Below are 25,116 nucleotides of genomic sequence, written 5' to 3'. Positions count from 1 at the left end.
CTGACGGGGGGCGGCTGTTTTTTTGACTGTGTCGAGTTTGCGTATGAGGATGGAGTCCATGGATCGCCGCCGGTTTCTGATGGGCTCCACGGTCGCGGGAGTCGCGGCCCTGTCGGTCGGCGGGTGCGGCGGCGCGGGACTGGATTACTTCAGGCCGGAGGCGCCGCGGATCGATCCCGAGATCGACGAGCTGCAACAGCGCACCTTCAACTGGTTCGCCCATGTCACCAACCGGGCCAACGGCCTGACGCCCGACCGCTGGCCGACCGAATCCTTTTCCTCGGTGGCGGCCGTCGGCTTCGCCCTGACCTGCTGGCCCATCGGCGTCGAGCGCGGCTGGATGAGCCGCGAGGAGGCGCGCGAGCGCGTCCTGACCACGATCCGCTTCTTCCACGATGCGCCGCAGGGGCCGCAGGCGACAGGCGTGACCGGCTACAAGGGCTTCTTCTACCACTTCCTCGACATGGAGACGGGCCACCGGTTCGGCCGCACCGAGCTTTCGACCGTGGACACCACCCTGCTGGTGGCGGGCATGCTGTTCGCCGCCCGCTGGTTCGACGGCGGCCATGCCGACGAGGTCGAACTCCGTCGCCTGGCCCAGGCCGTCTATGAGCGGATCGAGTGGGACTGGGCGGTGGTTCGTCCGAACCGGATCACCATGGGCTGGCACCCCGAGACCGGCTTCATCGAGGCCGACTGGCACATCTACAACGAAGGCATGCTGACGCTGTTGCTGGCCATCGGCAGCCCCACCCATCCGGTTCCCGCCGCGGTCTGGGAGGAATGGTGCAGCGTCTACGACCAGAGCTGGACCGACCGCTGGGGCCCGGCGCACCTGCATTTCCCCCCGCTGTTCGGCCATCAGTACAGCCATATGTTCGTCGACTTCCGCGGCCTCTACGACCCGTGGATCCGGGCGAAAATCCGCGAGACCGGCGAAGAGTTCGACTACCGCATCAACAGCGTCCGGGCGGTGCAGGCGCAGCGCAAATACGCCATCGACAACCCGATGGGCTGGGCCGGCTATTCGGCGGATGTCTGGGGCCTGACCGCCTGCGACGGGCCGGGCGATTTCAGACAGGTCGTCGACGGCCGCGAGCGCCAGTTCTTCAGCTATTCGGCCCGCGGTCCCGGCGATCGCGACGACGGCACCATCGCCCCGACGGCGGCCATGGCCTCCTATCCCTTCGCGCCCGTCGAGGTGACGGCGGCCCTGAAGGCGATGAAGGCGCGCTACGGGGCGGGGATCTACACCGAGTTCGGCTTCCTCGACTCGTTCAACCCGACCCTGACGGAGCGCGACGGGCGGCTGCAGCACGGCCGCATCGTGCCGGACGTCGGCTGGGTCGACGGCGACTATCTGGGCATCGATCAGGGACCGATCGTCATCCAGATCGAGAACCATCGCTCCGAGGCCGTCTGGAGCCGGATGCGGCTGGAGCCCAATCTGGTGCGGGGTCTCAAACGCGCCGGCTTCACCGGAAGCTGGCTCAATCTCCCGGCGGTGCGCGCGCTGTGACGGCGCTGCGTCCCGATCGGCGCACGGCCCTGGGCCTGCTCGCGGGAGCGGCGGCGGCCAGCGTGGCCGGGTGCGGCGTACGGAACGACGGGATCGTCCGGCTGCGCTTCTGGGCCATGGGCAATGAGGCGACCAATGTCCCGCAGATCCTGCCCGAGTTCGAGCGGCTGAACCCGGACATCAGGGTCGAGGTCCAGGCCCTGCCGTGGACGGCGGCCCATTCCAAACTCCTGACCTCCTACGCCGGCGACTCGTTGCCGGACCTCAGCCAGGTCGGCAACACCTGGGTGGCCGAGATGGCGGCCATCGGCGCGATCAGCGCCCTGCCGGCCTTCGCTTCGGATCTGCTGACGGACCAGTTCCCGGCGGTGCTGGAGACCAACCGGATCGGCGGGCAGGTGGTGGGCGTGCCGTGGTACGTCGACACGCGGCTGATCTACTATCGCGCCGATCTGCTGGAGCAGGCCGGCTTCCCCGACGGCGTGCCGCAGACCTGGGAGAGCTGGAAGGCGGCGATGCACGCGGTCAAGCGGGTGGCGGGGCCGGGGAACTACGCCGTCCTGCTGCCGGTCAACGAGTTCGAACAGCTGCTGACCTTCGGCCTGCAGGGCGAGGAGCCGCTGCTGCGCGAGCGCGACACGCGCGGCAATTTCTCCAGCGCCTCCTTCATCGCCGCCCTCGAATTCTACAAGAGCCTGTTCGACGAGGGCTTGGCCCCGGTCGCCTCCTCGACGCAGATTTCCAACGTCTGGACCGAGTTCGAGCGCGGCTATTTCAGCTTCTACTTCTCCGGGCCGTGGACCATCGGCGACTTCAAAAACCGGCTGAAGCCGACGACGCGGTGGATGACCTCGGGCGTGCCGGGGCCGAGCGGACCGGGAGCCTCGGCGCCGGGCGGCTCGTCGCTGGTCGTCTATCGCCAGTCGCCGCATCAGGAGGCGGCGTGGAAATTGGTGCGCTATCTGGCCGATCCGGCGGTGCAGGCGCGCTTCAACACCATCACCGGCGACCTGCCGGCCCGCGAGAGCGCCTGGGCGGCGCCGGCGGTGGCGAACGATCGCTATGTCGCCGCCTTCAAGGGCCAGCTGTCGCGGGCGAAGGCCGTGCCCAAGGTGCCGGAGTGGGAGCGGATCGTCACCGAGATGCAGATCGTCGCCGAACGCATGGTGCGCGGCCAGTTCACCCCCCGCGCCGCCGCCGCCGAGATCGACCGCCGCGCCGACCGGCTGCTGGAAAAGCGCCGCTGGATGATCGAACAGGGGAGGGCGATATGAATTGCCCGCGTTTCCCTTCTCCCCTCGGGGGAGAAGGTGGCCCGAAGGGCCGGATGAGGGGGCTGTCGGCCCGATGCTCATCCGCCGCCGGCATGCCCGCTGAGCCATACCCCTCATCCGTCTCGCTTCGCGAGCCACCTTCTCCCCCAAGGGGAGAAGGATCATGACGATGGACGCCGCCGTCGTCGCCAAGCCGCCGCGCAAGGCCGGCACGCCCCGCTCCCGCGAGCGCGCGGCCTGGGGATTCGTGGCTCCGGCCCTGATCGCGATCGCGGTCTTCTTCGCCATCCCCGTCTTCTCGGCCCTGCTGCTCAGCCTGACCGATTTCGACATCTACGCCCTGGCCGACATCGGCAATGTCCGCTTCGTGGGGCTGCAGAACTATGAGCGGCTGCTGGGCAATCCGCTGTTCTGGGGCGCGATGCGGAACACCGGCCTGTTCGCCCTGATCGGGGTGCCGGTGTCGATCGGCGCCTCGCTGGCGGCGGCGGTCATCCTCAACGCCCGGGTGATCAAATGGCGGCCGATCTGGCGGGTGATGTTCTTCGCCCCCTATGTCACCACCCTGGTCGCCACGGCGGTGCTGTGGAACTACCTGCTGCACACCAAGTACGGCGTCATCAACTGGGCCATCCAGAGCATCGGCCTGCCGGCCGTCGACTGGCTGGGCCAGCCCTCGACCTCCATCCCCGCCATACTGATGTTCGTCGTCTGGAAGATCTTCGGCTACAATATGCTGATCTTCCTCGCGGTTCTTCAGACCGTGCCGGACGATCTGTACGAGGCCGCGCGCATCGACGGGGCCGGGCCGTGGAAGCAGTTCCAGCACGTCACCCTGCCGGGCGTCGCCCCGACCCTGCTGCTGGTGTCGATCATTTCGGTCGCCGGCTTCTTCCAGCTGTTCGCCGAGCCCTATGTGATGACCCAGGGCGGGCCGGCCCAGTCGACCGTGACGGTGCTCTACTTCATGTACGAAGAGGGCTTCAAATGGTGGAACCTCGGCTCCGCCAGCGCCGTGGCCTTCATCCTGTTCCTGTGCATCCTGGCCGTGACCCTGGTGCAGCTGGCCGTGGCGAAGCGGATGGGGGCGTACGAATGAGCGCCTCCCACCCCGTCATCCCGACCGTCATCCTCGGGCTTGACCCGAGGACCAGACCGTCCGGTGCTCAGTGGTCGGGTGAACGTACGGCCTGGAGGGCCATCGGCCGTGCGCCGTGCGGGCCCACATCCGATCCTCGGGTCAAGCCCGAGGATGACGGTGAGAGGGGGGTGGCGGCATGAAGGCCAGAGCGATCGCCCTCAACCTCGCCGTCGGCCTGATCGGCCTGATCGTGCTGTTCCCCCTGCTGTGGATGCTGTCGGTCAGCTTCATGACCACGGGCGAGGCCGCGACCTTCCCGCCGCCCCTCCTGCCGAAGAGCTGGACGCTGCAGCATTACCGCGACCTGTTCGTGACCCAGGGCATGGGCCGCTATCTGTGGAACAGCTTCGCCCTGGCGTCGCTGGCCACGGGGCTGGCGCTGCTGTTCACCGTGCCGGCCGGCTACGCCTTCGCCAAACTGGCGTTCAAGGGCAGGGACCGGGTGTTCCAGATCCTGGTCGGGGCGCTGGTCGTGCCGGCCCAGATCGGCACCCTGCCGCTCTTCCTGATGCTGAAATCGATGGGGCTGGTGAACACCTACGCCGGCGCCCTTGTGCCGTGGCTGGCCTCGATCTTCGGCCTGTTCCTGGTGCGCCAGTATTCGCTCAGCATCCCCGACGAGATGCTGGAGGCGGCCCGCATCGACGGCGCGTCAGAAGGCCAGATCTTCCGGCGCATCGTCCTGCCGACGCTGCAGCCGATCATCGTCACCCTGGCCCTGTTCGTCTTCCTCGGCAGCTGGAACGACTTCCTGTGGCCGCTGATCATCCTGACGGACCAGTCCAACTACACCCTGCCGGTGGCGCTGGCGGCGCTGTCGCGCGAGCATGTGCAGGACATCGAGCTGATGATGGCCGGCGCCGTCATCACCGTGGCCCCCGTCCTGATCCTGTTCCTCGCCCTGCAGCGCTACTACATCCGCGGCATGCTCGCGGGCAGCGTGAAGGGATGAGGGTGTTCGCCGTTCTTTCGGGCGCGTTCGCCCTGCTGGCGACCGCCGCTCAGGCCCAGTCTCCTCGCGCGCTCGACAGTTTCGAAACCCTGACTCCATGGTCGGCCGACGCCTCGACAGACGTGTCCTCGGCCATCATCGGCGTGCCCGGCCACGACGGTCGGGCCATGCGGCTGGACTACGACTTCAACGGCCGGTCCGGCTACGCCTTCGCCGCCCGCGCGATCGCTCTGGACGTCCCCGCCAACTATGAGATCAGCTTCTGGCTGCGCGGCGAGATGCAGCCCAACACACTGGAAATCAAATTCGTCGACGCCTCGGGCGACAACGTCCACTGGCGCCAGATCCGGGGATTTCAGGCCAACGCCGAATGGACCCGCTATACCATCAAGGCGCGCCAGATCATCCGGGCCTGGGGACCGAACCCTGACCACACCTTCCGCGGCGCCCAACGGATCGAGTTCGTGGTCACGGCGGGCGAGGGCGGCAAAGGCTGGATCGAGGTGGACCAGCTGGAGCTGCGGGAGCTGCCGCCCGAGCCCTCGGTCCCGCCGCGTCCGCTGGCCAGCGCGACCAGCGAGGACGGCTTGAACGTCGCCGCCCGGGCGGTAGACGACGACCTCGGGACCGGCTGGCGCACGGGGGCGGCCGGCGCGCAGAGCCTGACGCTGGACCTCGGCTATGAGCGCGAGTTCGGCGGCGTGACCCTGCGCTGGGCCGAGGGGCTGGCGGCGTCGCGCTACCGGCTGATGGCGTCTTCGGACCGGCAGGACTGGCGTGAGCTGGCGAAGGTCAGCGACGGCGACGGCGGCGTCGACTGGCTGCGCACGCCCGAGGCCTCGGCCCGCTGGCTGCGGCTGGAGCTGGTGGCCCCGACCGGCGACGGCCCGGCCCATGCGACCCAGGCCGGCGCGGGCCAGATGCCCGGCGCCCGGCGAGCGACCGGCTATGCGCTGAACGCGCTGGAGATCGAGCCCCTGTCGTTCGGCGAGACGGCGACGACCTTCATGCGCGCCGTGGCGGGCGAGAGCCGGCGCGGCCTCTATCCGCGCGGCTTCGTCGGGGAACAGCCCTACTGGACCCTGGTCGGGGTCGACGGCGGCGGCGAGAGCGGTCTGATGGGCGAGGACGGCGCCATCGAACTGCGCCGCGGCGGGCCGTCGATCGAGCCGTTCGTGCTGGACAACGGGCGGCTGGTGACGTGGGCCGATGTCGGGATCAGCCAGTCATTGCAGGACGGCGACCTGCCGATCCCGACCGTGACATGGACCGGAGACGGCTGGACCCTGGTCACGACCGCCTTCGCCGAGGGGACGCCGGAGCAGGCGCAGCTCTACGGGCGGTATGTCCTGACCAACACCTCGAACCGGCCCCGCACCCTGACGCTGGCGCTGATGGCCCGGCCGTTCCAGGTCAACGGGCCGACGCAGTTCCTGACCACGCCGGGCGGCGTGGGGCCGATCGAGCAGATCGACTGGAATGGTTCGACCCTCGTGCTGAACGACGCCATCCGCATCAGCAGCCTCGCCGCGCCCGACGGCGTGGCCATGGGCACGTTCGCCAGCGGGGCGGACCCTCAGAGCCTGCTGGCCGCCGCCGTCCGGCGCCGCGATCCGGGCGGGCGGCATGTGGAATCGGACAGCACGACCCTGACCGCCGGCGCCCTGCTGTATGATGTGACCCTGCAGCCGGGCGAGACCCGGACCTTCGGCCTTGTCGCCCGGCTGGCGGGACCGACCCCGGATCTGGGGCCGGTCGCCGACGTCGCCGGGGTTCTCGCGGCCGCCCGGACGCGCGTCGCCGCCGCCTGGCGCGAAAAGCTGGATCGCTTCGACCTGATCCTGCCGCCGCAGGCCGGCCCCGTGGAGGCGGTGATGAAGTCCTCGCTGGCCCATATGCTGATGTCCCGTCAGGGGCCGATCCTGCAGCCGGGGACGCGCAGCTATAACCGCAGCTGGATCCGCGACGGGGCCATGATGGCCGAAGGGCTGAACCGGCTGGGGCATGCCGACCTGTCGGCCGACTATCTGCGCTGGTACGCCCCCCATGTGTTCGACAACGGCAAGGTCCCCTGCTGCGTCGATGAGCGCGGGGCCGATCCGGTGCCCGAGAACGACAGCCACGGGGAGTTCGTCTTCCTCGCGGCGGAGACATACCGTTACACCCGCGACGAGGCCTTGCTGCGCGAGGTCTGGCCGCAGGTGCAGTCGGCGATCGGCTATATGGACGGGCTGCGGGCCTCGACCCGCACCGCCGCGTTCCAGGCGGCGGACCAGCGCCATCTCTACGGCCTGCTGCCGCCGACGATCAGCCACGAGGGCTATTCGGACAGGATCGCCTACTCCTACTGGGACGACTTCTGGGGTCTGCTGGGCTATCGCGACGCCGCCTTCATCGCTGACGTCCTGGGCGATGCGCCCGCCGCCGCCCGCATCCGCGCGGCCGAGGCCGAGTTCCGCACCGACATCATGGCCTCGATCGAGGCGACGGCGCGGGTGCACGGGATCGACTGGATCGCCGGCGCCGCCGACCGGGGCGATTTCGACGCGACGTCGACCACCATCGCCCTGTCGCCCGGCGGCCTGATCGACGAACTGCCGCAAGGTCTGCTGAAAGGCGCCTTCGACAAATGGTGGGCCAATTTCACCGCCCGGCAGGAGAACCGCCAGGCGTGGAAGGACTACACCCCCTATGAGCTGCGCAATGTCGGGGCGATGGTGCGTCTGGGGCGCCGCGAAGACGCCCTGCGCGCGCTCGATTTCTATTTTGCCGACATGCGCCCGGCGGCCTGGAACGGCTGGGCCGAGGTGGTGGGCCGCGACCTGCGTGAGCCGCGCTTCATCGGCGACATGCCCCACGCCTGGATCAGCTCTGACTACATCCGCTCGGCCCTGGACCTGCTGGTCCATGAGCGCGCCCGCGACCATGCGCTGGTGCTGGCCGCGGGCGTCCCGACGGAATGGCTGGCCGGGGAGGGCGTCGGCGTCGTGGGCGTGCGGACGGCCTGGGGGCCGCTCAGCTATCGGCTGCGGCAGGACGGCGACGGCTATGTGCTGACGCTGGACGGCCGGGTCACGCCGCCCGGAGGCTTAGTGATTCAGTGGCCCGCGGGCGAGACCCCGCCCGCGCGGGTGCGTATCGACGGACGGGCGGCGCGCTGGGCCGGCTCGCAACTGGCCATCCCGGCGGGCGCGCGACGGGTCGAGATGCGCTGACGATACCCTTCTCCCCCGCGGGGAGAAGGGCGTCAGTCCCCGTAGTTGTCGTACCGCTGGCCCTGCGCCAGGTTTCCGAACTTGGTCGTATTGGCGTCGAAGCTCAGCTTGATGATGCCGATGGGGCCGTGGCGCTGCTTGCCGATGACGACCTCGGCCTGGTGCTCCAGCCGGTCCATGTCCTCCTGCCACTGCAGGTGTTCGGGCGAGCCTTCGCGCGGCTCGGCGCGGCCCAGGTAGTAGCTCTCGCGATAGACGAACATGACGCAGTCGGCGTCCTGCTCGATCGAGCCGGATTCCCGCAGGTCGGACAGCTGGGGCCGCTTGTCCTCGCGCTGCTCGACCTGACGCGACAGCTGCGACAGGGCGATGATCGGCACCGACAGCTCCTTGGCCAGGGCCTTGAGGGCGCCGGTGATCTCGGACACCTCCTGCACCCGGTTCTTCTGGTTGTTGCCCTCGCCGACCGTGATCAGTTGCAGGTAGTCGACGATGATCAGGTCCAGCCCGTGCTCCTGCCGCTTCAGCCGGCGCGCGCGGGCGGCCAGTTTGGAGATCGACAGGCCGCCGGTGGCGTCGATGAACAGCGGGCTTTCGCCGATCTCGACCGCGGCCTCGCGGATCTTGCCGAAGTCGCCCGCGTCGATCTCGCCCTTGCGCAGCTTGTCCGACGACACGCCCGAGGCGTCGGCCAGAATACGCATGGCCAGCTGTTCGGCGCTCATTTCCAGGCTGTAGAAGGCCACGACCCCGCCGTTGACCGTCTTGCGGCCCTCGGGCGTCGGCTCCCAGCGATAGTTGCGGGCGATGTTGAAGGCGATGTTGGTGGCCAGCGCCGTCTTGCCCATCGACGGGCGGCCGGCGAGGACCAGCAGATCGGAGGGGTGCAGCCCGCCCAGCTTGGCGTCCAGATCGTCCAGATGGGTGGCCAGACCGGCCAGCTTGCCGTCGCGCTGATAGGCCTCGGCCGCCATCTGCACCGCGCCACCGAGGGCCTGGGAGAAGCTGACGAAGCCCGACGACGGCTTGCCCGTCTCGGCCAGGGTGTAGAGCCGCTGCTCCGCCTGTTCGATCTGGTCGATGGCGGCGGTCTCGGGCTGGGGCGCCTCGCGTACGATCTCGCCGCCGATGCGGATCAGGTCGCGGCGCAGGGCCAGGTCATAGACGACGCGGGCGTAGTCGGGGGCGTTGGCCGCCGGGGGCGCGCGGTCGACCAGATCGGCGAGGTAGCGCAGGCCGCCGAACTCCTGGAACGCCGGATCCTGCTTGAACCGCTCCATCAGGATGGTCGGCTCGGCCAGCATCCCCTGGCGGATGTGATCCTCGATCGCCTCGTACAGACGCTGGTGGAAGGGCTCGTAGAAGTGCGAGCCCCGCAGCCGGTCGCTGAGCCGTTCGAACACGGCGTTGTCGAACATCAGCGAGCCCAGCAGGGCCTGTTCGGCCTCCAGATTGTGGGGCATGGACGGGATGGAGCCGGACTCCATCGGCGACGGGAAGGCGAGGGGGGACAGGGCGTTCATCGGAGGCATCCAGTGCCCCTAAACGACCGGTACGTCATGCTTGGACGCATCCGTGATCGGGGACAACAGACCGCCTCTGTGGATGCTCCGGAATTCCGTAGTCGGATCAGTTAACGGTCACGCTGGAACGGCTCAGGCGGGGCAGGGATAGCGGCTGGCCATCCAGGTGCGAATGCCGTCGGTGACCGTCATGCGCTGACGGCGCTCCTGCGGGATGGCGTTGAGGAAGCCCAGCAACTGCTGCGGATTGAGGCTGATGGTTTCAGGCGGACAGGCGGGGGGTCTGCGCCCACCGGCGCGGGCGGTCTGAATCTCGCCGCGGACGGCGCCGAACGCGCGCTGGACCTCGCCCTTGAGCCGGTGCGCGCTGGGGCGCAGCGCCGATGTCGCATTCATCGGGATGCGGTTCGCCTCGGTGACGACGCCGTCCAGGGTGCGGGAGGCTTGCGCCCCGGCGGCGCCTGGCGCGAGCAGAACGCCCGCCACGAACAATACCGATGCGAGCCGCTTCATTCGTTCCTCCCGTTCGCCGGACGCCGACGTGGGGCGGATGAAGCGCAAGCTTTGCTGAACGCTCGATGAATGGGCGCCGCGCGGCGAGAAGGCGGCGCGGACCGGGCCCGCGCCGCCTCGTGAATCAGCCATCCAGGCCGGCTTCAGGTCCTCTACCGGAAGTCGCCCCGTCGGCTTTCGTCGCCGGTGCTCACCAGTTCAGGCCGACGCGGGCGTAGACGAAGCGTCCGTTGAACCCGAACGGCGAGTAGAAGGGGAAGCCCAGCACGCCGTTGCTGTTCAGGGCGGTGGGCACGGCTTCCGGATACTCGTCGAAGGCGTTGTCGACGCCCAGGGCCAGGGTGACCCGCTCATTGGGCTGGAAGCGGCCCTCGAAGTCGAAGACGGTCTTCTCGCCGGTGGAATAGTCCGTGGCCGGGGTCGTGCCGGGCTGAAGGACGTCGCCATAGTAGGTGGCCCGCGCCGTCAGACCCCATTTCCCGTAGCTCCAGTCGGCGTTGCCCGAGACCTTCGCGTCCGGCGTGCCCTGCTGGATGGTCTCGATCCGGCTGCGCGCGAACAGCGGCGGCACGGGGTTGAGCACCGATGACGAGGTCGGGACGCGGGTGACCTCGACGTCGTTGAAATTGGCCGCCACGGTGAAGTTGAAATCGCCCTGGGCTTCGGTGCTCAGGCGGTAGCGGGCGACCACGTCGACGCCCTTGGTGGTCGTGTCGACGCCGTTCAGGAAGAAGCGCGCCGCCTGGATGCCCAGGGGGTCCAGCAGCGAGGCGACCTGCGGGCTGAAGCTGCGGTTGATATTCTCCGACAGAACGATCTGGTCCTCGATGTCGATCTGGTAGGCGTCGACCGTCAGGTCGAAATCGCCCAGCCGGAGGACGGCGCCCAGAGTGTAGTTGGTCGAGGTCTCGGCATCCAGCGGCTCGGCGCCCAGCACCGCCGCGACCGGGCTGGTGGCCGGGAAGGTGCCGGTTTCGACCACGGCGCCGTTCTGGATCACCGAGGCGGTCGAGGTGAAATACGACTGCTGCAGCGACGGGGCCCGGAAGCCGGTCGAGACCGAACCGCGCAGGGCGAAGGCCGGGGTGAAGTCGTAGCGGGCCGAAACCTTGCCTGTGGTCGCGGTCCCAAAGTCGGAATAGTCCTCGAACCGGACCGCGCCCGCGACGGTGAACTGTTCGGTCACCGGCGCCTCGACATCCAGATAGACGCCGACGGCGGTGCGATCCTCGTCCACCTCATTCGACGGCTGGAAGCCCACGAAGCCCTGGGCGCCCCCGGCGAGGGCCGTGTTCCCGCCCAGAGGCCCGCGATTGTAGGATTCCGGCTGACCTGCCTGAATTTCGTAGCCCTCGCGGCGCGCCTCCAGTCCGGCGGCGACGTTGACGGGGGCGTACAGGCCGACCTCGTACTGACGGCTGAGATCGACGCCGAGGACCAGCTGGTCATAGATCAGCGAGCCGGAATCGAAACTGGTCGGGGAGGCCGCGCCATAGGTCGCGTTCAGGGACTCTTCGGTGCGGAAATCCAGGGCGTTGCGGCCGTAGACCAGGTTGACGTCGGCCTGCCATCCGCCGACCTCGCCGCGCAGTCCGCCCGCCAGCGACAGGTCCTGCGAATTGATGGCGATCTTCGGCAGGAAGCCGTTCGGATAGAGGGCGACGACGTTGTTCGTATTGTTGGCCAGACGCGGGAAGGCCGCGCTTTCGCTGTCGCGGTTCTGATAGCCGGCCCAGCCATAGGCCTCCCAGCCATTGCCGAGCGGCGCGCCGGCGTTGGCGAAGACGGTCCATTGCTCGACCTCCGGATCGCCGAAGCGGGCGGTGACGGCGTTGGGGGTGACGCGCGGATCGATGTCGGCGCGGTTGGTCGGATCGCGCTGCAGATATTCCGCGCTGAGGGTCAGGAAGCCCTCCACGCCGAGGCCGAAGCCCTGCCAGCCCGAGGCGGTCAGGGTCCCGCCGTCCTCTTCATCGCGGCCCCCGGTCCGGGCCGTGTCGATCGTAGTGTAGTACTGGCCGGCGGTGAAGGTCGCGCCGCCGCCGCTCGAAGCCTCGCGCAGGCGCAGGTTCACGACCCCGGCGATGGCGTCCGACCCATACTGGGCCGAGGCCCCGTCGCGCAGCACCTCGATCCGGTCCAGCGCCCCGGTGGGGATGGTGTTCAGGTCCACGGCCGCCGAGCCGCGCCCGACCGAGCCGTTGACGTTGACCAGGGCCGAGGCGTGCCGGCGCGTCCCGTTGACCAGCACCAGCGTCTGGTCGGGCGACAGGCCGCGCAAGGTCGCCGGGCGGATGGAGTCCGTCCCGTCAACGACGGAGGGCCGCTGGAAGGTCAGCGACGGCACGGCCTGGGCGAGGGCCGCGGCCAGTTCGGTGGTGCCGCGGTTCCGGAGGTCTTCCGACGTCACGACGTCGACCGGCGACAGCGTGTCCAGCCGCGAGCGGTTGGGCGTTCGTGTGCCGGTGACGACGACCTCGTCGATGACGGTCGTGTCGTCCCGGGGCGGAGACTGGGGTGCGGACTGGGCCGAGGCCGCGCCGGCGATCAGGGCGGAGGCGGACACGGCCGCGGACAGGGCGATGCGGAAGGGGGTCTGGGTCATGGTCTGTTTCCCGATGGGACGCAAGTTTCCGCACGGCGTCGCGCGCGGCGACCGTCGGTGTCGGGTTCTGCGATTGTGGAAGGTTCAGGTCCGGCGCGAGGGCCGGGCGACGATCAGCCGGTTACAGCGAACGTCGACATCGCATCGGCCCGGTGCAACGCGCGCGCAGGCCTGCGGCGAGGAGGGTCCGGGGGCGGAGCGCGGAGTCACGCATGGTCGTCTCCCGCTCGATCGGGAACCGCCTCGGTGACGGATGAGGGGGAGTCCGGGCGTCGCCCGTCCTCTCATCTGCCGCGACCCGGGGAGGGGTCCCGAAGGAGTTGGCACCTTACGGAGGTCCGCAGGTTGCCCCGACGTCAAAGGGCCTATCCCTCAGCCGGTCTCGATGAGCAGATGCGATATTGCGATGCGTCACAAACGGATCAAGTCCGTGTCGGAAAAAAGTGCGGCGGCGCGGGGTTTCCCCCGCGCCGCCGTGACTTTCAGGCATCAGGCCGGATTCAGGCTTCCGAACCGAGACCGTCCTGCTGGCCGGCGCCGCCGGCGACCATGTCCTTGGCCTGTTCGAGGGCCGCTTCGCGGTCCTCGTCATAGGCGGCCTTGATCACGTCCTCGCCCTTCGCCTGACGTTCGGCTTCGTCGGCCGAGCGGGCGATGTTGATCTTGACGGTGGCCGAGACTTCCGCGTGCAGACGCACGGTGATCTCGTGAACGCCCAGCGTCTTGATCGGGGTGTTGAGCACGATCTGGCTACGCTCGACCTTGCCGCCTTCGGCCACGACGGCCTCGACGATGTCGCGCGCGGCGACCGAACCGTACAGCTGACCCGTCTCACCGGCTTGCCGGATCATGACATAGGTCTGGCCGTCGATCTTGGAGCCGATCGAGCCGGCGTCGGCCTTGTTCTTCTCGTTGCGGGCCTCGATGGCGGCGCGGTCGAGTTCGAACGCCTTCAGGTTCGCCGACGTGGCCCGACGGGCCTTGTCGCGCGGCAGAAGGAAGTTACGGGCGAAGCCGTCCTTGACGGACACGACGTCGCCGATGGCGCCGAGATTCTCGACGCGCTCAAGCAGAACGACCTTCATCTTACTTCACCACATAGGGCAGGAGGGCCAGATAGCGGGCGCGCTTGATGGCCTTGGCCAGTTCGCGTTGCTTGATCTGGGAAACGGCCGTGATGCGCGAAGGGACGATCTTGCCGCGTTCGCTGATGTAGCGTTGCAGCAGCTTGACGTCCTTGTAGTCGATCTTCGGCGCTTGCGGGCCCGTGAACGGGCACACCTTGCGGCGGCGATAGAAGGGGCGGCGGGCCGGGCCGGAGCCGGCCGGCGCGCCCGGCGACGGGGCGGTGGTGTCGGTCATGTTCCGGGTTCCCTTAGAATGCAGCTTCGGCGGCGGGGGCGTCGTCGCGCGGGGTGCGCTCGCGCTCACGTTCGCGCTCGCGCTCGCGGCGGGCCAGCAGGGGCGACAGTTCCAGGTCGAGTTCCTCGACGCGGACGGTCAGCCAGCGAAGGACGTCCTCGTTGATCGACAGCTGACGTTCCACTTCGGCCATGGCGGCGGGCGGGCAGTCGACGGCGAGCAGCGAATAGTGCGCCTTGCGGTTCTTTTTGACCCGATAGGTCAGGTTGCGCAGACCCCAGTACTCGATCTTGGCGACGGTGCCGCCGCCGGCTTCGATCAAGCCCTTGATGGTGTCGTTCAGCGCTTCGGCCTGTTGCGCGCTGATATCCTGGCGCGACATGACCGTGTGCTCGTAAAGAGCCATGCGGTAGTCTCCCTTGTAGGGCGTCGGCGCGAGGGGACCGGGTAAGTCCTCTCCCACGATGGATCCTGGCGCGGCGGCCGGGATGACTTCCCGAACCCTTTGGAGCTCCGCAGCCAGGACCGAAGCCCTGGAAAGGCGGCGCGTATAGGGGAAAAGGGCCGACGGGGCAAGGCGCGCGTGGCCCGGCGTGGCGGGCCCCGGCGATCAGGCGGCGTTGGCCCCGCGCTTCGGCGGCAGCAGGGTGACGGTCTCGACCCGGTTCCGGCCCTTGTGCTTGGCCCGATACAGGGCCCCGTCCGCGCCGATCAACAGGCCATCGGGCATGGCGATGGCCCGGCCGACCGTCCCCGTGGCCGTGGCGGCGCCGAGGCTGAGGGTCAGGACCCCGCAGGCGCTGTCGACGTGGGGGATGCCCAGACCCTGGACGGCGAGCCGCAGCGCCTCCGCCACCTTGGCGGCGCCCGGGCCCGGCGTGCGCGGCAGGATGACGGCGATTTCCTCGCCGCCGTAGCGTGCGGCCAGATCGCCGGGGCGCCGCACGACATTCCGCACCGCACCGGCGACGTCGCGAAGGCAGGCGTCGCCCGCATGATGTCCATAGCGGTCGTTGAACTGCTTGAAGTGATCGACATCCAGCAGGATCAGCGACAGCTCGCTGTCATTGCGCACGGCGCGCGCCCATTCCCGTTCAAGGGATTCGTCGAACGCCCGCCGGTTGGCCAGGCCGGTCAGACTGTCCGTGGTGGCCTCGCGCTCCAGCCGGCGCTGCAACGCCTGCCGCTCGGAGACGTCGCGCAACGCCATGATGATCTCGGTGTGCTGGCCGGTGACCGGGTCGCGCAGGGTGCGCGCTGTGGTTTCGGCCCAGATCATGCCGCCATCGGGCCGCGGGACCCGGACGATGGTAGGCTCGACCTCTTCGCCCGCCGCCACGCTCCGGGCCACCGCCGCGATGATCGGGCGATCTTCTTCAAGCACGAACGACGAAGGGCGGCGGCCGATCAGTTCTTCCGGAGATCGACCCAGAACCGCCATGGCCGAAGGCGAGCAATAGCGGATCAGAAAGTCCGGCCCCAACCGGCACAGGACATCGCGGCTGTTCTCCACCAGCAGTTTCAGATCGGCTTCGGAGTCCCGGTCGGCGCGCGAGGCGCGGTTGAACAGGCGGTCGAACAGGCGACGGACGTAGGACGGAGCCATTGGGCCTCCACACCATACCCCAAACCTCAAGGGTGCGCCCGGCTGCTTAAGCGTCGGCTTACGCCTATGGTGAACGACGGTCCGCAGGGACGAAGCGAAAGCCAGCCGATCGGTCCCGTGGCCGGAAGGCAGAGCGGCCCTGGCGTGCCGCCTCGGTCGCCGGACGAAGGTCAGTGAGGCGAACCCCGCCGACACATCGGATCGATCAGACGCGTCCTGGGCAGACTTCCGATGTCCGGACCGCCTATTCCTGCGGGCGCACGACCATGCAGGTGACGCGCCGCTCGGCCAGGGCCGCGCAGGCGCCCTGGGCGGCCTGTTCGGTCATGCCGGTGAAGCGGGACCGGTACCAGCCCTCTGCATTCTGGACGGTGCGTTCAGCCGAGGCGAACTGTGCGCGGAAGCGGCGGTTGACCTCGGTCAGCCAGTTGCTCGCCACGGCTTCGTCGCGGAAGGCGCCGACCTGGACCGACCATCGGCCGGCGGGGGGGCGGGCCGGCGGGCGCGCAGCGGGACGGGCGGGTGCGGCCGTGGCGCGTGGAGCGGCGCCGCCGTTCAGCGACGCCGTCAGGTCGGCGGTCGTCCGGACCTCGGCCCGCTGGACCGTCGCGGGCGGGCGGACCTCGGACGGCGCCGGGGTGATCCGCGTCGGCTGAGGCTGGGCGGCGACCACGGCGGTATAGGCGACGCCCTCGGCGCCGATGTCGGTCGAATCGTCCTCGGTGGCGGCCGAGGCGTATTCAACCCCTCCCGACGACTCCGGGCCGAGGCCGAAGCCGCGGGACTCGAAATAGGTCTGGGCGATCTGGATGGTCTCGCCCCGCGCGCGGGCGCGTTCGACATCGAAGCCGGTGTCCATAAGGGCGGCGACATGGGCGTTGCGGCTGGCGGTCGAACGGCCGCCCAGCACGATGGTGATCAGCCGCTTGCCGTCCCGCACCGACGAAGCCGCCAGATTGTAGCCCGAGGCGTTGGTGTAGCCGGTCTTCATGCCGTCATACCCGGCGCCGCTGCGCAGCAGGCCGTTGGTATTGCGGTATTCGCGTCCCTGGTAGACCCAGTCGTGCTGGCCGAAATACCGGTAATATTGCGGATAGTCGCGCATGACGGCGCGGGCCAGGATCGCCAGATCGCGCGCCGAGGTCGTCTGGCGGCTGTCGGGCAGGCCGTTCGGATTGACGTAATTGGTCCGGGTCATGCCCAGCTCGCGGGCCTTGCGTGTGGACATGGCGGCGAAGCGCTCCTGCGAGCCGCCGATGTGTTCCGCGATCGCCATGGCCATGTCGTTGGCGCTGCGCACGGCCGTGGCGCGCATGGCGTCGTCCAGGGTGATGGTCTGTCCGGCTCCGAGGCCCAGCTTGGAGGGCGGCTGGCTGGCGGCGCGCGGGGAAACCGTCAGCACGTCGTCCAGTTCGGCCTTGCCTTCCGCCAGCGCCTCGAACGCCAGGTACAGGGTCATGACCTTGGTGATGGACGCGGGGAAGCGGCGTTCATCGGCATACCGTGAGAACAGCACCTCGCCGGACTCGGCGTCCACGACGATGGCGGCGTACCGGGCGTTGTCCGAGGACTGGGCGACCAGGGGGGCGGTCGTCGGCGTCAGGGCCAGGGCGGCCACCAGCATCAACGAAAGCCATCCGCGGCGGATCAGGGCGGAGATCGACAAAGGCAGGCCTCACAAGACATTGAGCGCGACGGCGGCCCCACCACGCGACGCTGACGAAAGGCTAACATGCGTCATCGGGGTTTCGTGAGGGTAAACAAGCCGTCAACGGTTTTGTGAAGCGGCTTCGCCTGTCAGGCGGCCAACGTGAACTTATTGTGCACTGCACAAAAACTCTTGACCCGCCTTCGCACCTGCACCATATAACGTCCTGCCGCGATGGACTCGTTCGTCGCGCCAGACATTCCAGGCGGTCCCCCGACCGCGAACAGGTTCAGGAGACTTATCATGGCTGACAACACCGCCGAGACCGTCAAGAAGACCGTCGAAACCGCCGCCACCACCGTCAAGGCTTCGGCCGAGAAGGCCCAGGCCACGTTCCAGGCCAACGCCGAACAGGCCCAGGCCGCCGGCGCCAAGGCGTTCCGCGAAGTCGCCGACAAGTCGGCCGCCGGCATCAGCGAGCTGAACGCCCAGGGCAAGCAGAACCTGGAAGCCCTCGTCGCCTCGGCGACCGCCGCCCAGAAGGGCGTCGAGGCCCTGTCGGCCCAGACCGCCGCCTTCACCAAGAAGTCGTGGGAAGACGGCGTCGCCGCCGCCCAGTCGATGTCGCAGGCCCGTTCGATCCAGGAGCTGCTCGAACTGCAGACGACCTGGGCCAAGTCGGCGACCGAAGCCTATCTGGCTGAAGTCACCAAGGCGACGGACGTCCTGACCGCCTCGGTCAAGAACAGCTTCCAGCCGATCAACGAGCGCGTCACCGCCTCGGTCGAAAAGTTCCAGGCCGCCCGTTAAGCCTGAGAGTTCAGTAAGCGTAAAGCGAGGGCCCCGGCGGAAGCGCCGGGGCCTTTTTGCTGCCCGCTATTCCACCGCGGCGTGGTCGATGCTGAACGCGCGGGACAGGCGCCAGACACCGTCGTCCAGCTTCCACAACACCGAGAACCGGGCCCGGCCGACCAGTTTTTCAGGCCCGTCGCCCTGACGCTCATAGAAGACGTGGCTGCCTTCCTCGACAGCGCCGAAGCCAGGGATGGCGTAGGTCCGCATCGAACCCGCCACCAGCTCGCGCCGTGACCGGAAGGCATCGGGCGCTTTCCGGGCTTCGCAGGCGCCCCGATAGTCCTCCACGAAGGCGGCGCGGGTGGCCATCCGGCCGCCGCGGTCATGATAGAATTCCAGATCCTCGGTGACCAGGTCCGCCAGTGCGGCCGGATCGCACTGATCAAACATCACCGCGAACAGGGCCGTGTCGCGCGCGGCGATCGTCTCGGCCAGCAGGGGCTGGTCCGGAATGGCGACGGCCGGCGTCTGGAGCATGGCGAGTGTAGCCAGCAGGGCGGAAAGGGACATGGGCTTTCGGTTCCGGCGTCGCACGGACGGTCAGGCCGAGCCTGTGCCCCGGAAGACCCCGAGTCCCGTGAATCTTTGGTCATCCGCTCTCGTCACGCAAGCTGTGACTGGACGCCCCTGTAAATCAGGCCATCATTCCCTATCTGATCCATCTACTCCCCGAAATTGGACCACGAATGCCGCCGACACGCAGGCCAGGTGAACAGAACGATGGAGGCCTCGGCGCCGCCACCGTCACCGAGACCAAGCCGAAACTTCAGAAGCCCTCGCTGTACCGGGTGCTGATCCTGAACGACGACTACACGCCGATGGAATTCGTCGTCTATGTGCTGGAGCGGTTCTTTCAGAAGGACCGTGAGGCCGCGACTCGCATCATGCTGCATGTGCATCAGCATGGAGTCGGGGTCTGCGGCGTCTTCACCTACGAGGTGGCCGAAACAAAGGTCGCACAGGTGATCGAGACCGCCCGCCGCCACCAGCATCCCCTGCAATGCACGATGGAAAAAGACTGAGAGGATCCGTCCATGCCCTCGTTTTCTCGTCCTCTCGAAGAGACCCTGCACCGCGCGGTGCACTACGCCAACGAGCGCCGGCATGAGTACGCCACGCTCGAGCACCTGCTGCTGGCCCTCATCGACGACCCCGACGCGGCCAATGTGATGACCGCCTGCAACGTCGACCTTGTGAACCTCAAGGCGGCGCTGACCCTGTATGTCGACACCGATCTGGCGGCCCTGGCCACCAGCGACGGCGAGGACGCCAAGCCCACGGCCGGCTTCCAGCGGGTGATCCAGCGCGCCGTCATCCACGTCCAGAGCTCGGGGCGCGAGGAGGTCACCGGCGCGAACGTGCTGGTCGCCATCTTCAGCGAGCGCGAAAGCCACGCCGCCTACTTCCTGCAGGAGCAGGACATGACCCGCTATGACGCGGTCAACTACATCGCCCACGGCATCGCCAAGAAGGCGGGCGGTTCGGGCGACGCGCGTCCGGCCAAGGCCGGCGCCTCGCCGGAGGACGCCGACGACGCCGCCGCCGCCAAGACCGGTGGAGAGGCGCTCGAGGCCTATTGCGTCGACCTCAACGAGAAGTCGCGCAACGGCAAGATCGATCCCCTGATCGGCCGTCACGCCGAGGTCGAGCGGGCGATCCAGATCCTGTGCCGGCGGACCAAGAACAATCCGCTGCTGGTCGGCGACCCCGGCGTCGGCAAGACCGCCATCGCCGAGGGCCTGGCCCGCAAGATCGTCAACCACGAGGTCCCGGAGGTGCTGGAGGGCGCCACCATCTACAGCCTCGACATGGGGGCGCTGCTGGCCGGCACCCGCTATCGCGGCGACTTCGAGGAGCGGCTGAAACAGGTCGTCAAGGAGCTGGAGACGCACGACAACGCCATCCTGTTCATCGACGAGATCCACACGGTGATCGGCGCCGGCGCGACGAGCGGCGGGGCCATGGACGCCTCCAACCTGCTGAAGCCGGCGCTGGCTTCCGGCAGTCTGCGCTGCATGGGCTCGACCACCTACAAGGAGTACCGCCAGCATTTCGAGAAGGACCGGGCCCTGGCCCGCCGCTTCCAGAAGATCGACGTCAACGAGCCGACGGTCGAGGACACGGTCAAGATCCTCAAGGGACTGAAGACCTCCTACGAGGGCCACCACAAGGTCCGCTACACCGACGCGGCCCTGCGCACGGCGGTCGAGCTGTCGGCCCGCTACATGACCGACCGCAAACTGCCGGACAAGGCCATCGACGTGATCGACGAGGCGGGCGCCAGCCAGATGCTGCTGCCCGAGTCGAAGCGGAAGAAGGTCATCGGCCAGAAGGAAGTCGAGGTCGTCATCGCCCGCATGGCCCGCATTCCGGCCAAGTCGGTCTCCAAGTCCGACACCGAGGGCCTGCGCCAGCTGGAGACCGACCTGAACCGCGTCGTCTTCGGCCAGTCGTCGGCGATCGAACAGGTTTCGGCGGCCATGAAACTGGCCCGGGCCGGCCTGCGCGATCCGCAGAAGCCCATCGGCGCCTTCCTGTTCAGCGGCCCGACGGGCGTCGGCAAGACCGAGGTGGCCAAGCAGCTGGCCTCGACCCTCGGCATCGAGATGCTGCGCTTCGACATGTCGGAATACATGGAGCGGCACACCGTCAGCCGGCTGATCGGCGCGCCTCCGGGCTATGTCGGCCATGACCAGGGCGGGTTGCTGACCGACGCCGTCGACCAGCATCCCCACGCCGTGGTCCTGCTCGACGAGATCGAGAAGGCCCACCCGGACGTCTACAACATCCTGCTGCAGGTGATGGACAACGGCATGCTGACAGACGCGGTCGGCAAGAAGGTCGATTTCAGGAACGTCATCCTGATCATGACCACCAACGCCGGGGCCGCCGACAACGCCCGCGCCTCGATCGGCTTCGGCCGCGGCAAGGTCGAGGGCGAGGACGACAAGGCCATCCAGCGCCTGTTCGCGCCGGAGTTCCGCAACCGCCTCGACGCCATCGTCGCCTTCAAGGCGCTGGACGCCGGGACCATCAAGTCGGTGGTCACGAAGTTCATCATCCAGCTGGAGGCCCAGCTGGCGGACCGGAACATCACCATCGAACTGACCGACGAGGCGGCCGACTGGCTGGCCAAGAACGGCTTCGACGAACTGTACGGCGCGCGGCCTCTGGCCCGGGTCATCCAGGAGCACATCAAGAAGCCGCTGGCCGACGACATCCTGTTCGGGCGCCTGACCCGCGGCGGCCATGTGAAGGTGACCCTGACCGACGGCAAGATCGCCTTCGACGTCGCCGGGCCCAACGCGGCCCAGGTCAAGGCGGTCGAGGCCCAGGCCGCGGACTGATCGGGTCACCGCCGGAAACGAAAAAGGCCCGGGCAGCGATGCCCGGGCCTTTTGACTATGGGGCGGTGGACGCCCTAGCGGCGGCGGCCGAGGCCGCCCAGCAGGATGGCCAGGCCGGCGACGATGCCGGTGGTCAGCAGCGGCTTGCGGCGGGCGAAGTCCAGACCTTGGCGGGCCTTGTCCTGGTACTGGGTCGGGGCCTTCTCGACGAGGCCGTCGAGGCCGTCGATGACGCGGCCGTAGGCGTCCAGCGCCTTGCCCTTGACCTCATTGATCTTGCCGTCGAGCTGAAGCTTGCTGTCGCCGGTCAGGCGGCCGAGGCCGGACTGGGCCTTGCCTTCGAGTTCGGTGGCGGCGCCGTCGATGCGTTGGTCGGTCATGGTCTGGAATCCTTGTCTGGAAAGGGCGGGGGAGGCCTGCACCGGAAGCGCATGTCGGGTCCGGCGGTTCCTGCGGCAAGAGGTCCGCGGCGGATGATTTCGCCGTCACGGCGCTTCCCAAATGTGCCCGGGCGATATTGACGGCAGGTATTTGATCCGGGTAGAAATCGGCCTGTCAGGGCGGGGCGAGGAAAAACACCGTCCGAAGCGTCCGGACCGTCCGGATCGTCCGCCCGATTCACCGCGCCCCTGCGGCGCCGGGTTTCCCGGCTGCGGCAGGACAGGGCGCCCCTACGTCAGAAACGGACGCAGCCGCGTCCGCCGAGGAATCCGCCATGTCCGCGTCCATCGACCTGCCCGTCGTCGTCTTCTCGTCCGACCGTCTGATCGCCCGCGGGGCGTTGGGGGCGGTGCTGGCGGACATCCAGGCGGCGGCGGGCGCCGCGGCGGCGCCGCTGGTGTTCGATCTGGCGACGGGGCGGGTGGTGGACCTCGACCTGCGCGGAACCCTGGCCGAGGCGACGGCGCGGCTGATCCCGGCGCCCGGGGCGGAGAAGCGCGGGCCGGGCCGGCCGAAACTGGGCGTCACGGCGCGCGAGGTGACCCTGCTGCCGCGCCACTGGGACTGGCTGGCGGCGCAGCCGGGCGGGGCGTCGGTGGCGTTGCGGAAGCTGGTCGAGGGGGCGCTGCGCGAGGCGGAAGGGCCGGACCGGGCGCGCAAGGCGAAGGAGGCGGCGTACCGCTTCATGACCGCGATGGCGGGGGATTCGCCCGGCTATGAAGAGGCGACGCGGATGCTGTTCGCCGGCGACTGGACGGCGTTCGACGCGGCGGTGGAGAGCTGGCCGGAGGGGGTGCGGGAGACGGCGCGCGGGATGGCGGCGGGGGCTTGGCGGAACGAGGCGGGGTGAGCGTTCCTTCTCCCGCAAGGGGAGAAGGAAAGAGGCCCTATCCCACCTTCACCCGCGTCGCCGCCTCCGGCAGGTCCTCCCCGAACGCCCGCTGGTAGAACTCCGCGATCGTCGGCCGTTCCAGCTCGTCGCACTTGTTGAGGAACGTCAGCCGGAACGCCAGGCCCACGTCGCCCGCGAAGATGATCGCGTTCTGGGCCCAGGTGATGACCGTGCGCGGGCTCATCACCGTGGAGATGTCGCCGTTCATGAAGGCGTTGCGGGTCATATCGGCGACGCGGACCATGGCGGCGATGCGGCGCTGGCCCTCGGCGTTGTTCCACTCGGGCACCTTGGCGACCACGATGCCGGCCTCGACGTCGTGGTCGAGGTAGTTGAGCGTGGTGACGATGTTCCAGCGGTCCATCTGACCCTGATTGATCTGCTGGGTGCCGTGATACAGGCCCGAGGTGTCGCCCAGGCCGATGGTGTTGGTGGTCGAGAACAGGCGGAACCACTTGTTGGGGCGGATGACGCGGTTCTGGTCCAGCAGGGTCAGGCGCCCTTGCGCCTCCAGCACGCGCTGGATGACGAACATCACATCGGGACGGCCCGCGTCGTATTCGTCGAACACCAGGGCGATCGGGCGCTGGATGGCCCAGGGCAGCATGCCCTCGCGGAATTCCGTGATCTGCTTGCCGTCCTTGAGGACGATGGCGTCCTTGCCGACCAGATCGATGCGGCTGACGTGGCTGTCGAGGTTCACGCGCACGGTCGGCCAGTTCAGCCGGGCGGCGACCTGCTCGATGTGGGTCGACTTTCCGGTGCCGTGATAGCCCTGGACCATGACGCGGCGGTCGAAGGCGAAGCCGGCGCAGATGGCCAGGGTCGTCTGCGGGTCGAAGCGGTAGGATTCGTCGATCTCGGGCACATGGCTGTCGCGCTCGACGAAGACCGGCACGATCATGTCGGAATCGACGCCGAAGATCTCGCGCACCGTGGCGCGGCGATGGGGTTCCAGCGTCAGCAGGGGATCGGGAGTGGCGTCGAGCGGGGAGGTCATGGTCATCCCTTAGAAAACCGGGGCGGCGGGGTCCAGCGTCCGCTGCGAAACCCTTTCGGAGAACGGCGCTTTACACGGGCGTCTCTCGAACGTAATAACTGACCGGTCAGTTATTAGAGGCGTCATCGTGCTTCCCCTTGGCGAGCCCAAATTCCGGCGCCGGCCGGCCGATCGCCCGGCGGAAATCCTCGCGGCCGCGCTGGAGGTGTTCGCCGAGCGCGGCTTCCAGGCCGCGCGGCTGGAGGAGGTGGCGAAGCGGGCCGGGGTGTCGAAGGGCGCACTGTATCTGTATTTCGAGACCAAGGCCGACCTGTTCCGGGCCGTGGTGACCGACGCCATCTCTCCGAACATCGAGCGGGTGAAGGCGGTCGCCTCGGCGGAGGTTCCGTTCGAAGCCGCCGCGCGTATGGCGCTGGGCCTGCTGGCCCGCACCGTCGTGACGGACCGGCGCATCAGCGGGGTGGTCAAGCTGGTCATCGCCGAAAGTCGCAACCATCCCGAACTGGCGACCATCTGGCACGAGACGGTGATCGAGCCGGGCCTGCGGCTCATCAGCGGCCTGATCGCGGCGGCCCAGGAGCGCGGCGAGGTGCGCCCGGGCGATCCGCGGCTGTTCGCCTTCGGACTCATGGGCCCCATGTTGCTGTCCATGGTCTGGCGCGAGACCTTCGAGCCGGTCGGGGCCGAGCCGGTCGACGTGGTGAAGCTGGCCGACCAGCATCTGGATACGGCCCTGAAGGGGATGAGGCCATGACGCTTCCGAAACGCGGTTTGCGGCCGGTGCTGGCGATCGCGGCGATCGCCGTGATCGGCGCCCTGGTCTGGCTGCTGTTCCTGCGCGACGGCGAGGCGCGGACCCTGACCGGCTATATCGAGGGCGAGCGGGTCTATCTGGCCGCGCCGGTCTCGGGCGCGGTGGCGGCCCTGTATGTGCGCGAGGGCGATCGGGTGGCGGCGGGCGGCCGGACCTTCCTGATCGATCCGGCCGTCCAGCGGGCCCAGGCCGCGGGCGCCGCGGCGGCCGTCGGCGCGGCCGAGGCCCGGGCCGAGGACCTCAGGAAGGGCCAGCGCGCCGAGGAGCTGTCGGTGTTCGACGCCGAGATGCAGGCGGCGCTGGCGACCGAGCGCGTCGCCGAGGCCGACTATGCGCGCATCGCGCCGCTGGTGCGCCAGGGCATCTACGCCCCGGCCCGGCTGGATCAGGTGCGGGCGGCGCGCGACGC

Annotated in this window: 21 protein-coding genes, 1 pseudogene and 1 riboswitch; of the genes and pseudogenes, 11 read left to right on the top strand and 11 right to left on the bottom strand. The window is 68.7% G+C overall.

The annotated features are described in order from the left end of the window. Positions 1–58 precede the first annotated feature (58 nt). From WC555_RS06005 to WC555_RS05985, 5 genes are all read left to right on the top strand, one after another. Positions 59–1,519, top strand: a complete 1,461-nt coding sequence (locus WC555_RS06005) for a glucoamylase family protein (protein ID WP_373252084.1) — start codon at positions 59–61, stop codon at positions 1,517–1,519. Next, positions 1,516–2,793, top strand: a complete 1,278-nt coding sequence (locus WC555_RS06000; protein ID WP_373252082.1) for an extracellular solute-binding protein — start codon at positions 1,516–1,518, stop codon at positions 2,791–2,793. The genes WC555_RS06005 and WC555_RS06000 overlap by 4 nt, the downstream gene beginning before the upstream one ends. Before the next feature lie 163 nt (positions 2,794–2,956). After that, positions 2,957–3,892, top strand: a complete 936-nt coding sequence (locus WC555_RS05995; RefSeq protein WP_373252080.1) for a carbohydrate ABC transporter permease — start codon at positions 2,957–2,959, stop codon at positions 3,890–3,892. Positions 3,893–4,070: 178 nt separating this feature from the next. Next, positions 4,071–4,886: a carbohydrate ABC transporter permease gene (locus tag WC555_RS05990; protein WP_373252078.1), complete on the top strand. Its 816-nt coding sequence runs from the start codon at positions 4,071–4,073 to the stop codon at positions 4,884–4,886. Beyond that, positions 4,883–8,101 (top strand): discoidin domain-containing protein, encoded by a 3,219-nt coding sequence (locus WC555_RS05985; RefSeq protein WP_373252075.1) that lies wholly within the window; start codon positions 4,883–4,885, stop codon positions 8,099–8,101. The genes WC555_RS05990 and WC555_RS05985 overlap by 4 nt, the downstream gene beginning before the upstream one ends. Positions 8,102–8,133: 32 nt before the next feature. On the opposite strand, the gene WC555_RS05980 is transcribed toward WC555_RS05985, so the two are convergent. From WC555_RS05980 to WC555_RS05945, 8 genes are all read right to left on the bottom strand, one after another. After that, positions 8,134–9,624 carry a replicative DNA helicase gene (locus WC555_RS05980; protein ID WP_373252073.1) on the bottom strand — a complete coding sequence of 497 codons (1,491 nt, stop codon included), beginning with the start codon at positions 9,622–9,624 and terminating at the stop codon, positions 8,134–8,136. 132 nt (positions 9,625–9,756) lie between these two features. Then, a complete protein-coding gene (locus WC555_RS05975) occupies positions 9,757–10,137 on the bottom strand; it encodes a hypothetical protein (protein ID WP_373252072.1) in 381 nt (126 codons plus the stop codon). 190 nt (positions 10,138–10,327) lie between these two features. After that, entirely contained in the window at positions 10,328–12,742 is a 2,415-nt protein-coding gene (locus tag WC555_RS05970; protein WP_373252070.1) for a TonB-dependent receptor plug domain-containing protein, read from the bottom strand. A 281-nt stretch (positions 12,743–13,023) separates the two neighbouring features. Further along, a riboswitch (SAM riboswitch) is annotated at positions 13,024–13,134 on the bottom strand. A 108-nt stretch (positions 13,135–13,242) separates the two neighbouring features. Beyond that, the gene (rplI, locus tag WC555_RS05965; RefSeq protein ID WP_373252067.1) at positions 13,243–13,827 is read right to left on the bottom strand and encodes a 50S ribosomal protein L9; all 585 of its coding nucleotides are present in this window, start codon (positions 13,825–13,827) and stop codon (positions 13,243–13,245) included. A 1-nt stretch (position 13,828) separates the two neighbouring features. Continuing rightward, on the bottom strand, positions 13,829–14,104 hold the full coding sequence (rpsR, locus tag WC555_RS05960) for a 30S ribosomal protein S18 (RefSeq protein ID WP_055828934.1): 276 nt from the start codon (positions 14,102–14,104) through the stop codon (positions 13,829–13,831). Positions 14,105–14,117: 13 nt separating this feature from the next. After that, the gene (gene rpsF / locus WC555_RS05955) at positions 14,118–14,510 is read right to left on the bottom strand and encodes a 30S ribosomal protein S6 (RefSeq protein ID WP_373252066.1); all 393 of its coding nucleotides are present in this window, start codon (positions 14,508–14,510) and stop codon (positions 14,118–14,120) included. Positions 14,511–14,714: 204 nt separating this feature from the next. Next, the gene (locus WC555_RS05950) at positions 14,715–15,710 is read right to left on the bottom strand and encodes a GGDEF domain-containing protein (RefSeq protein ID WP_373252064.1); all 996 of its coding nucleotides are present in this window, start codon (positions 15,708–15,710) and stop codon (positions 14,715–14,717) included. Positions 15,711–15,954: 244 nt separating this feature from the next. Next, positions 15,955–17,376, bottom strand: a complete 1,422-nt coding sequence (locus WC555_RS05945) for a D-alanyl-D-alanine carboxypeptidase (protein ID WP_373252062.1) — start codon at positions 17,374–17,376, stop codon at positions 15,955–15,957. Positions 17,377–17,661: 285 nt separating this feature from the next. On the opposite strand from WC555_RS05945, the gene WC555_RS05940 reads away from it, so the two are divergent. Further along, the gene (locus WC555_RS05940; RefSeq protein WP_373252059.1) at positions 17,662–18,168 is read left to right on the top strand and encodes a phasin family protein; all 507 of its coding nucleotides are present in this window, start codon (positions 17,662–17,664) and stop codon (positions 18,166–18,168) included. A 66-nt stretch (positions 18,169–18,234) separates the two neighbouring features. On the opposite strand, the gene WC555_RS05935 is transcribed toward WC555_RS05940, so the two are convergent. Then, entirely contained in the window at positions 18,235–18,723 is a 489-nt protein-coding gene (locus WC555_RS05935) for a nuclear transport factor 2 family protein (RefSeq protein ID WP_373252057.1), read from the bottom strand. A 176-nt stretch (positions 18,724–18,899) separates the two neighbouring features. Here WC555_RS05935 and clpS point away from each other — a divergent pair, with 176 nt between their 5' ends. Both clpS and clpA read left to right on the top strand, forming a co-directional pair. Further along, positions 18,900–19,235, top strand: coding sequence for an ATP-dependent Clp protease adapter ClpS (gene clpS, locus WC555_RS05930; RefSeq protein ID WP_300467522.1), 336 nt, complete (start codon positions 18,900–18,902; stop codon positions 19,233–19,235). 12 nt (positions 19,236–19,247) lie between these two features. Then, a complete protein-coding gene (gene clpA / locus WC555_RS05925) occupies positions 19,248–21,560 on the top strand; it encodes an ATP-dependent Clp protease ATP-binding subunit ClpA (protein ID WP_373252055.1) in 2,313 nt (770 codons plus the stop codon). A 74-nt stretch (positions 21,561–21,634) separates the two neighbouring features. Here the strand turns inward: clpA and WC555_RS05920 are convergent, their stop codons facing one another. Beyond that, positions 21,635–21,940: a CsbD family protein gene (locus WC555_RS05920; protein WP_373252053.1), complete on the bottom strand. Its 306-nt coding sequence runs from the start codon at positions 21,938–21,940 to the stop codon at positions 21,635–21,637. A gap of 335 nt (positions 21,941–22,275) precedes the next feature. Between WC555_RS05920 and WC555_RS05915 the strand changes: the two genes are divergently transcribed. Next, complete coding sequence (locus WC555_RS05915; protein ID WP_373252052.1) at positions 22,276–22,851, top strand: DUF2239 family protein; 576 nt, start codon at positions 22,276–22,278, stop codon at positions 22,849–22,851. 37 nt (positions 22,852–22,888) lie between these two features. Here the strand turns inward: WC555_RS05915 and cobS are convergent, their stop codons facing one another. After that, positions 22,889–23,899, bottom strand: a complete 1,011-nt coding sequence (cobS, locus tag WC555_RS05910) for a cobaltochelatase subunit CobS (RefSeq protein ID WP_373252051.1) — start codon at positions 23,897–23,899, stop codon at positions 22,889–22,891. A 121-nt stretch (positions 23,900–24,020) separates the two neighbouring features. Here cobS and WC555_RS05905 point away from each other — a divergent pair, with 121 nt between their 5' ends. Together WC555_RS05905 and WC555_RS05900 are read left to right on the top strand one after the other, a co-directional pair. Next, positions 24,021–24,647, top strand: a complete 627-nt coding sequence (locus WC555_RS05905; protein WP_373252049.1) for a TetR/AcrR family transcriptional regulator — start codon at positions 24,021–24,023, stop codon at positions 24,645–24,647. After that, positions 24,644–25,116: pseudogene (locus WC555_RS05900) on the top strand (secretion protein HlyD); the annotation flags it as partial. The gene WC555_RS05905 and the pseudogene WC555_RS05900, both read left to right, overlap by 4 nt.

This window comes from Brevundimonas sp., from assembly GCF_041648615.1.
Lineage (GTDB): Bacteria > Pseudomonadota > Alphaproteobacteria > Caulobacterales > Caulobacteraceae > Brevundimonas.
The sequence above is the reverse complement of the archived record's forward strand: the minus strand, read 5'-3'. Positions and strand labels throughout refer to the sequence as shown.

What these genes read in the sequence shown, in the direction of transcription:
- WC555_RS06005 (WP_373252084.1), top strand. Translation starts at nt 59, where the DNA reads ATGGATCGCCGCCGGTTTCTGATGGGCTCCACGGTCGCGGGAGTCGCG.
- WC555_RS05995 (WP_373252080.1), top strand. Translation starts at nt 2,957, where the DNA reads ATGACGATGGACGCCGCCGTCGTCGCCAAGCCGCCGCGCAAGGCCGGC.
- WC555_RS05990 (WP_373252078.1), top strand. Translation starts at nt 4,071, where the DNA reads ATGAAGGCCAGAGCGATCGCCCTCAACCTCGCCGTCGGCCTGATCGGC.
- WC555_RS05985 (WP_373252075.1), top strand. Translation starts at nt 4,883, where the DNA reads ATGAGGGTGTTCGCCGTTCTTTCGGGCGCGTTCGCCCTGCTGGCGACC.
- WC555_RS05980 (WP_373252073.1), bottom strand. Translation starts at nt 9,624, where the DNA reads ATGAACGCCCTGTCCCCCCTCGCCTTCCCGTCGCCGATGGAGTCCGGC.
- WC555_RS05975 (WP_373252072.1), bottom strand. Translation starts at nt 10,137, where the DNA reads ATGAAGCGGCTCGCATCGGTATTGTTCGTGGCGGGCGTTCTGCTCGCG.
- WC555_RS05970 (WP_373252070.1), bottom strand. Translation starts at nt 12,742, where the DNA reads ATGACCCAGACCCCCTTCCGCATCGCCCTGTCCGCGGCCGTGTCCGCC.
- rplI (WP_373252067.1), bottom strand. Translation starts at nt 13,827, where the DNA reads ATGAAGGTCGTTCTGCTTGAGCGCGTCGAGAATCTCGGCGCCATCGGC.
- rpsR (WP_055828934.1), bottom strand. Translation starts at nt 14,104, where the DNA reads ATGACCGACACCACCGCCCCGTCGCCGGGCGCGCCGGCCGGCTCCGGC.
- rpsF (WP_373252066.1), bottom strand. Translation starts at nt 14,510, where the DNA reads ATGGCTCTTTACGAGCACACGGTCATGTCGCGCCAGGATATCAGCGCG.
- WC555_RS05950 (WP_373252064.1), bottom strand. Translation starts at nt 15,710, where the DNA reads ATGGCTCCGTCCTACGTCCGTCGCCTGTTCGACCGCCTGTTCAACCGC.
- WC555_RS05940 (WP_373252059.1), top strand. Translation starts at nt 17,662, where the DNA reads ATGGCTGACAACACCGCCGAGACCGTCAAGAAGACCGTCGAAACCGCC.
- WC555_RS05935 (WP_373252057.1), bottom strand. Translation starts at nt 18,723, where the DNA reads ATGTCCCTTTCCGCCCTGCTGGCTACACTCGCCATGCTCCAGACGCCG.
- clpS (WP_300467522.1), top strand. Translation starts at nt 18,900, where the DNA reads ATGCCGCCGACACGCAGGCCAGGTGAACAGAACGATGGAGGCCTCGGC.
- clpA (WP_373252055.1), top strand. Translation starts at nt 19,248, where the DNA reads ATGCCCTCGTTTTCTCGTCCTCTCGAAGAGACCCTGCACCGCGCGGTG.
- WC555_RS05920 (WP_373252053.1), bottom strand. Translation starts at nt 21,940, where the DNA reads ATGACCGACCAACGCATCGACGGCGCCGCCACCGAACTCGAAGGCAAG.
- WC555_RS05915 (WP_373252052.1), top strand. Translation starts at nt 22,276, where the DNA reads ATGTCCGCGTCCATCGACCTGCCCGTCGTCGTCTTCTCGTCCGACCGT.
- cobS (WP_373252051.1), bottom strand. Translation starts at nt 23,899, where the DNA reads ATGACCATGACCTCCCCGCTCGACGCCACTCCCGATCCCCTGCTGACG.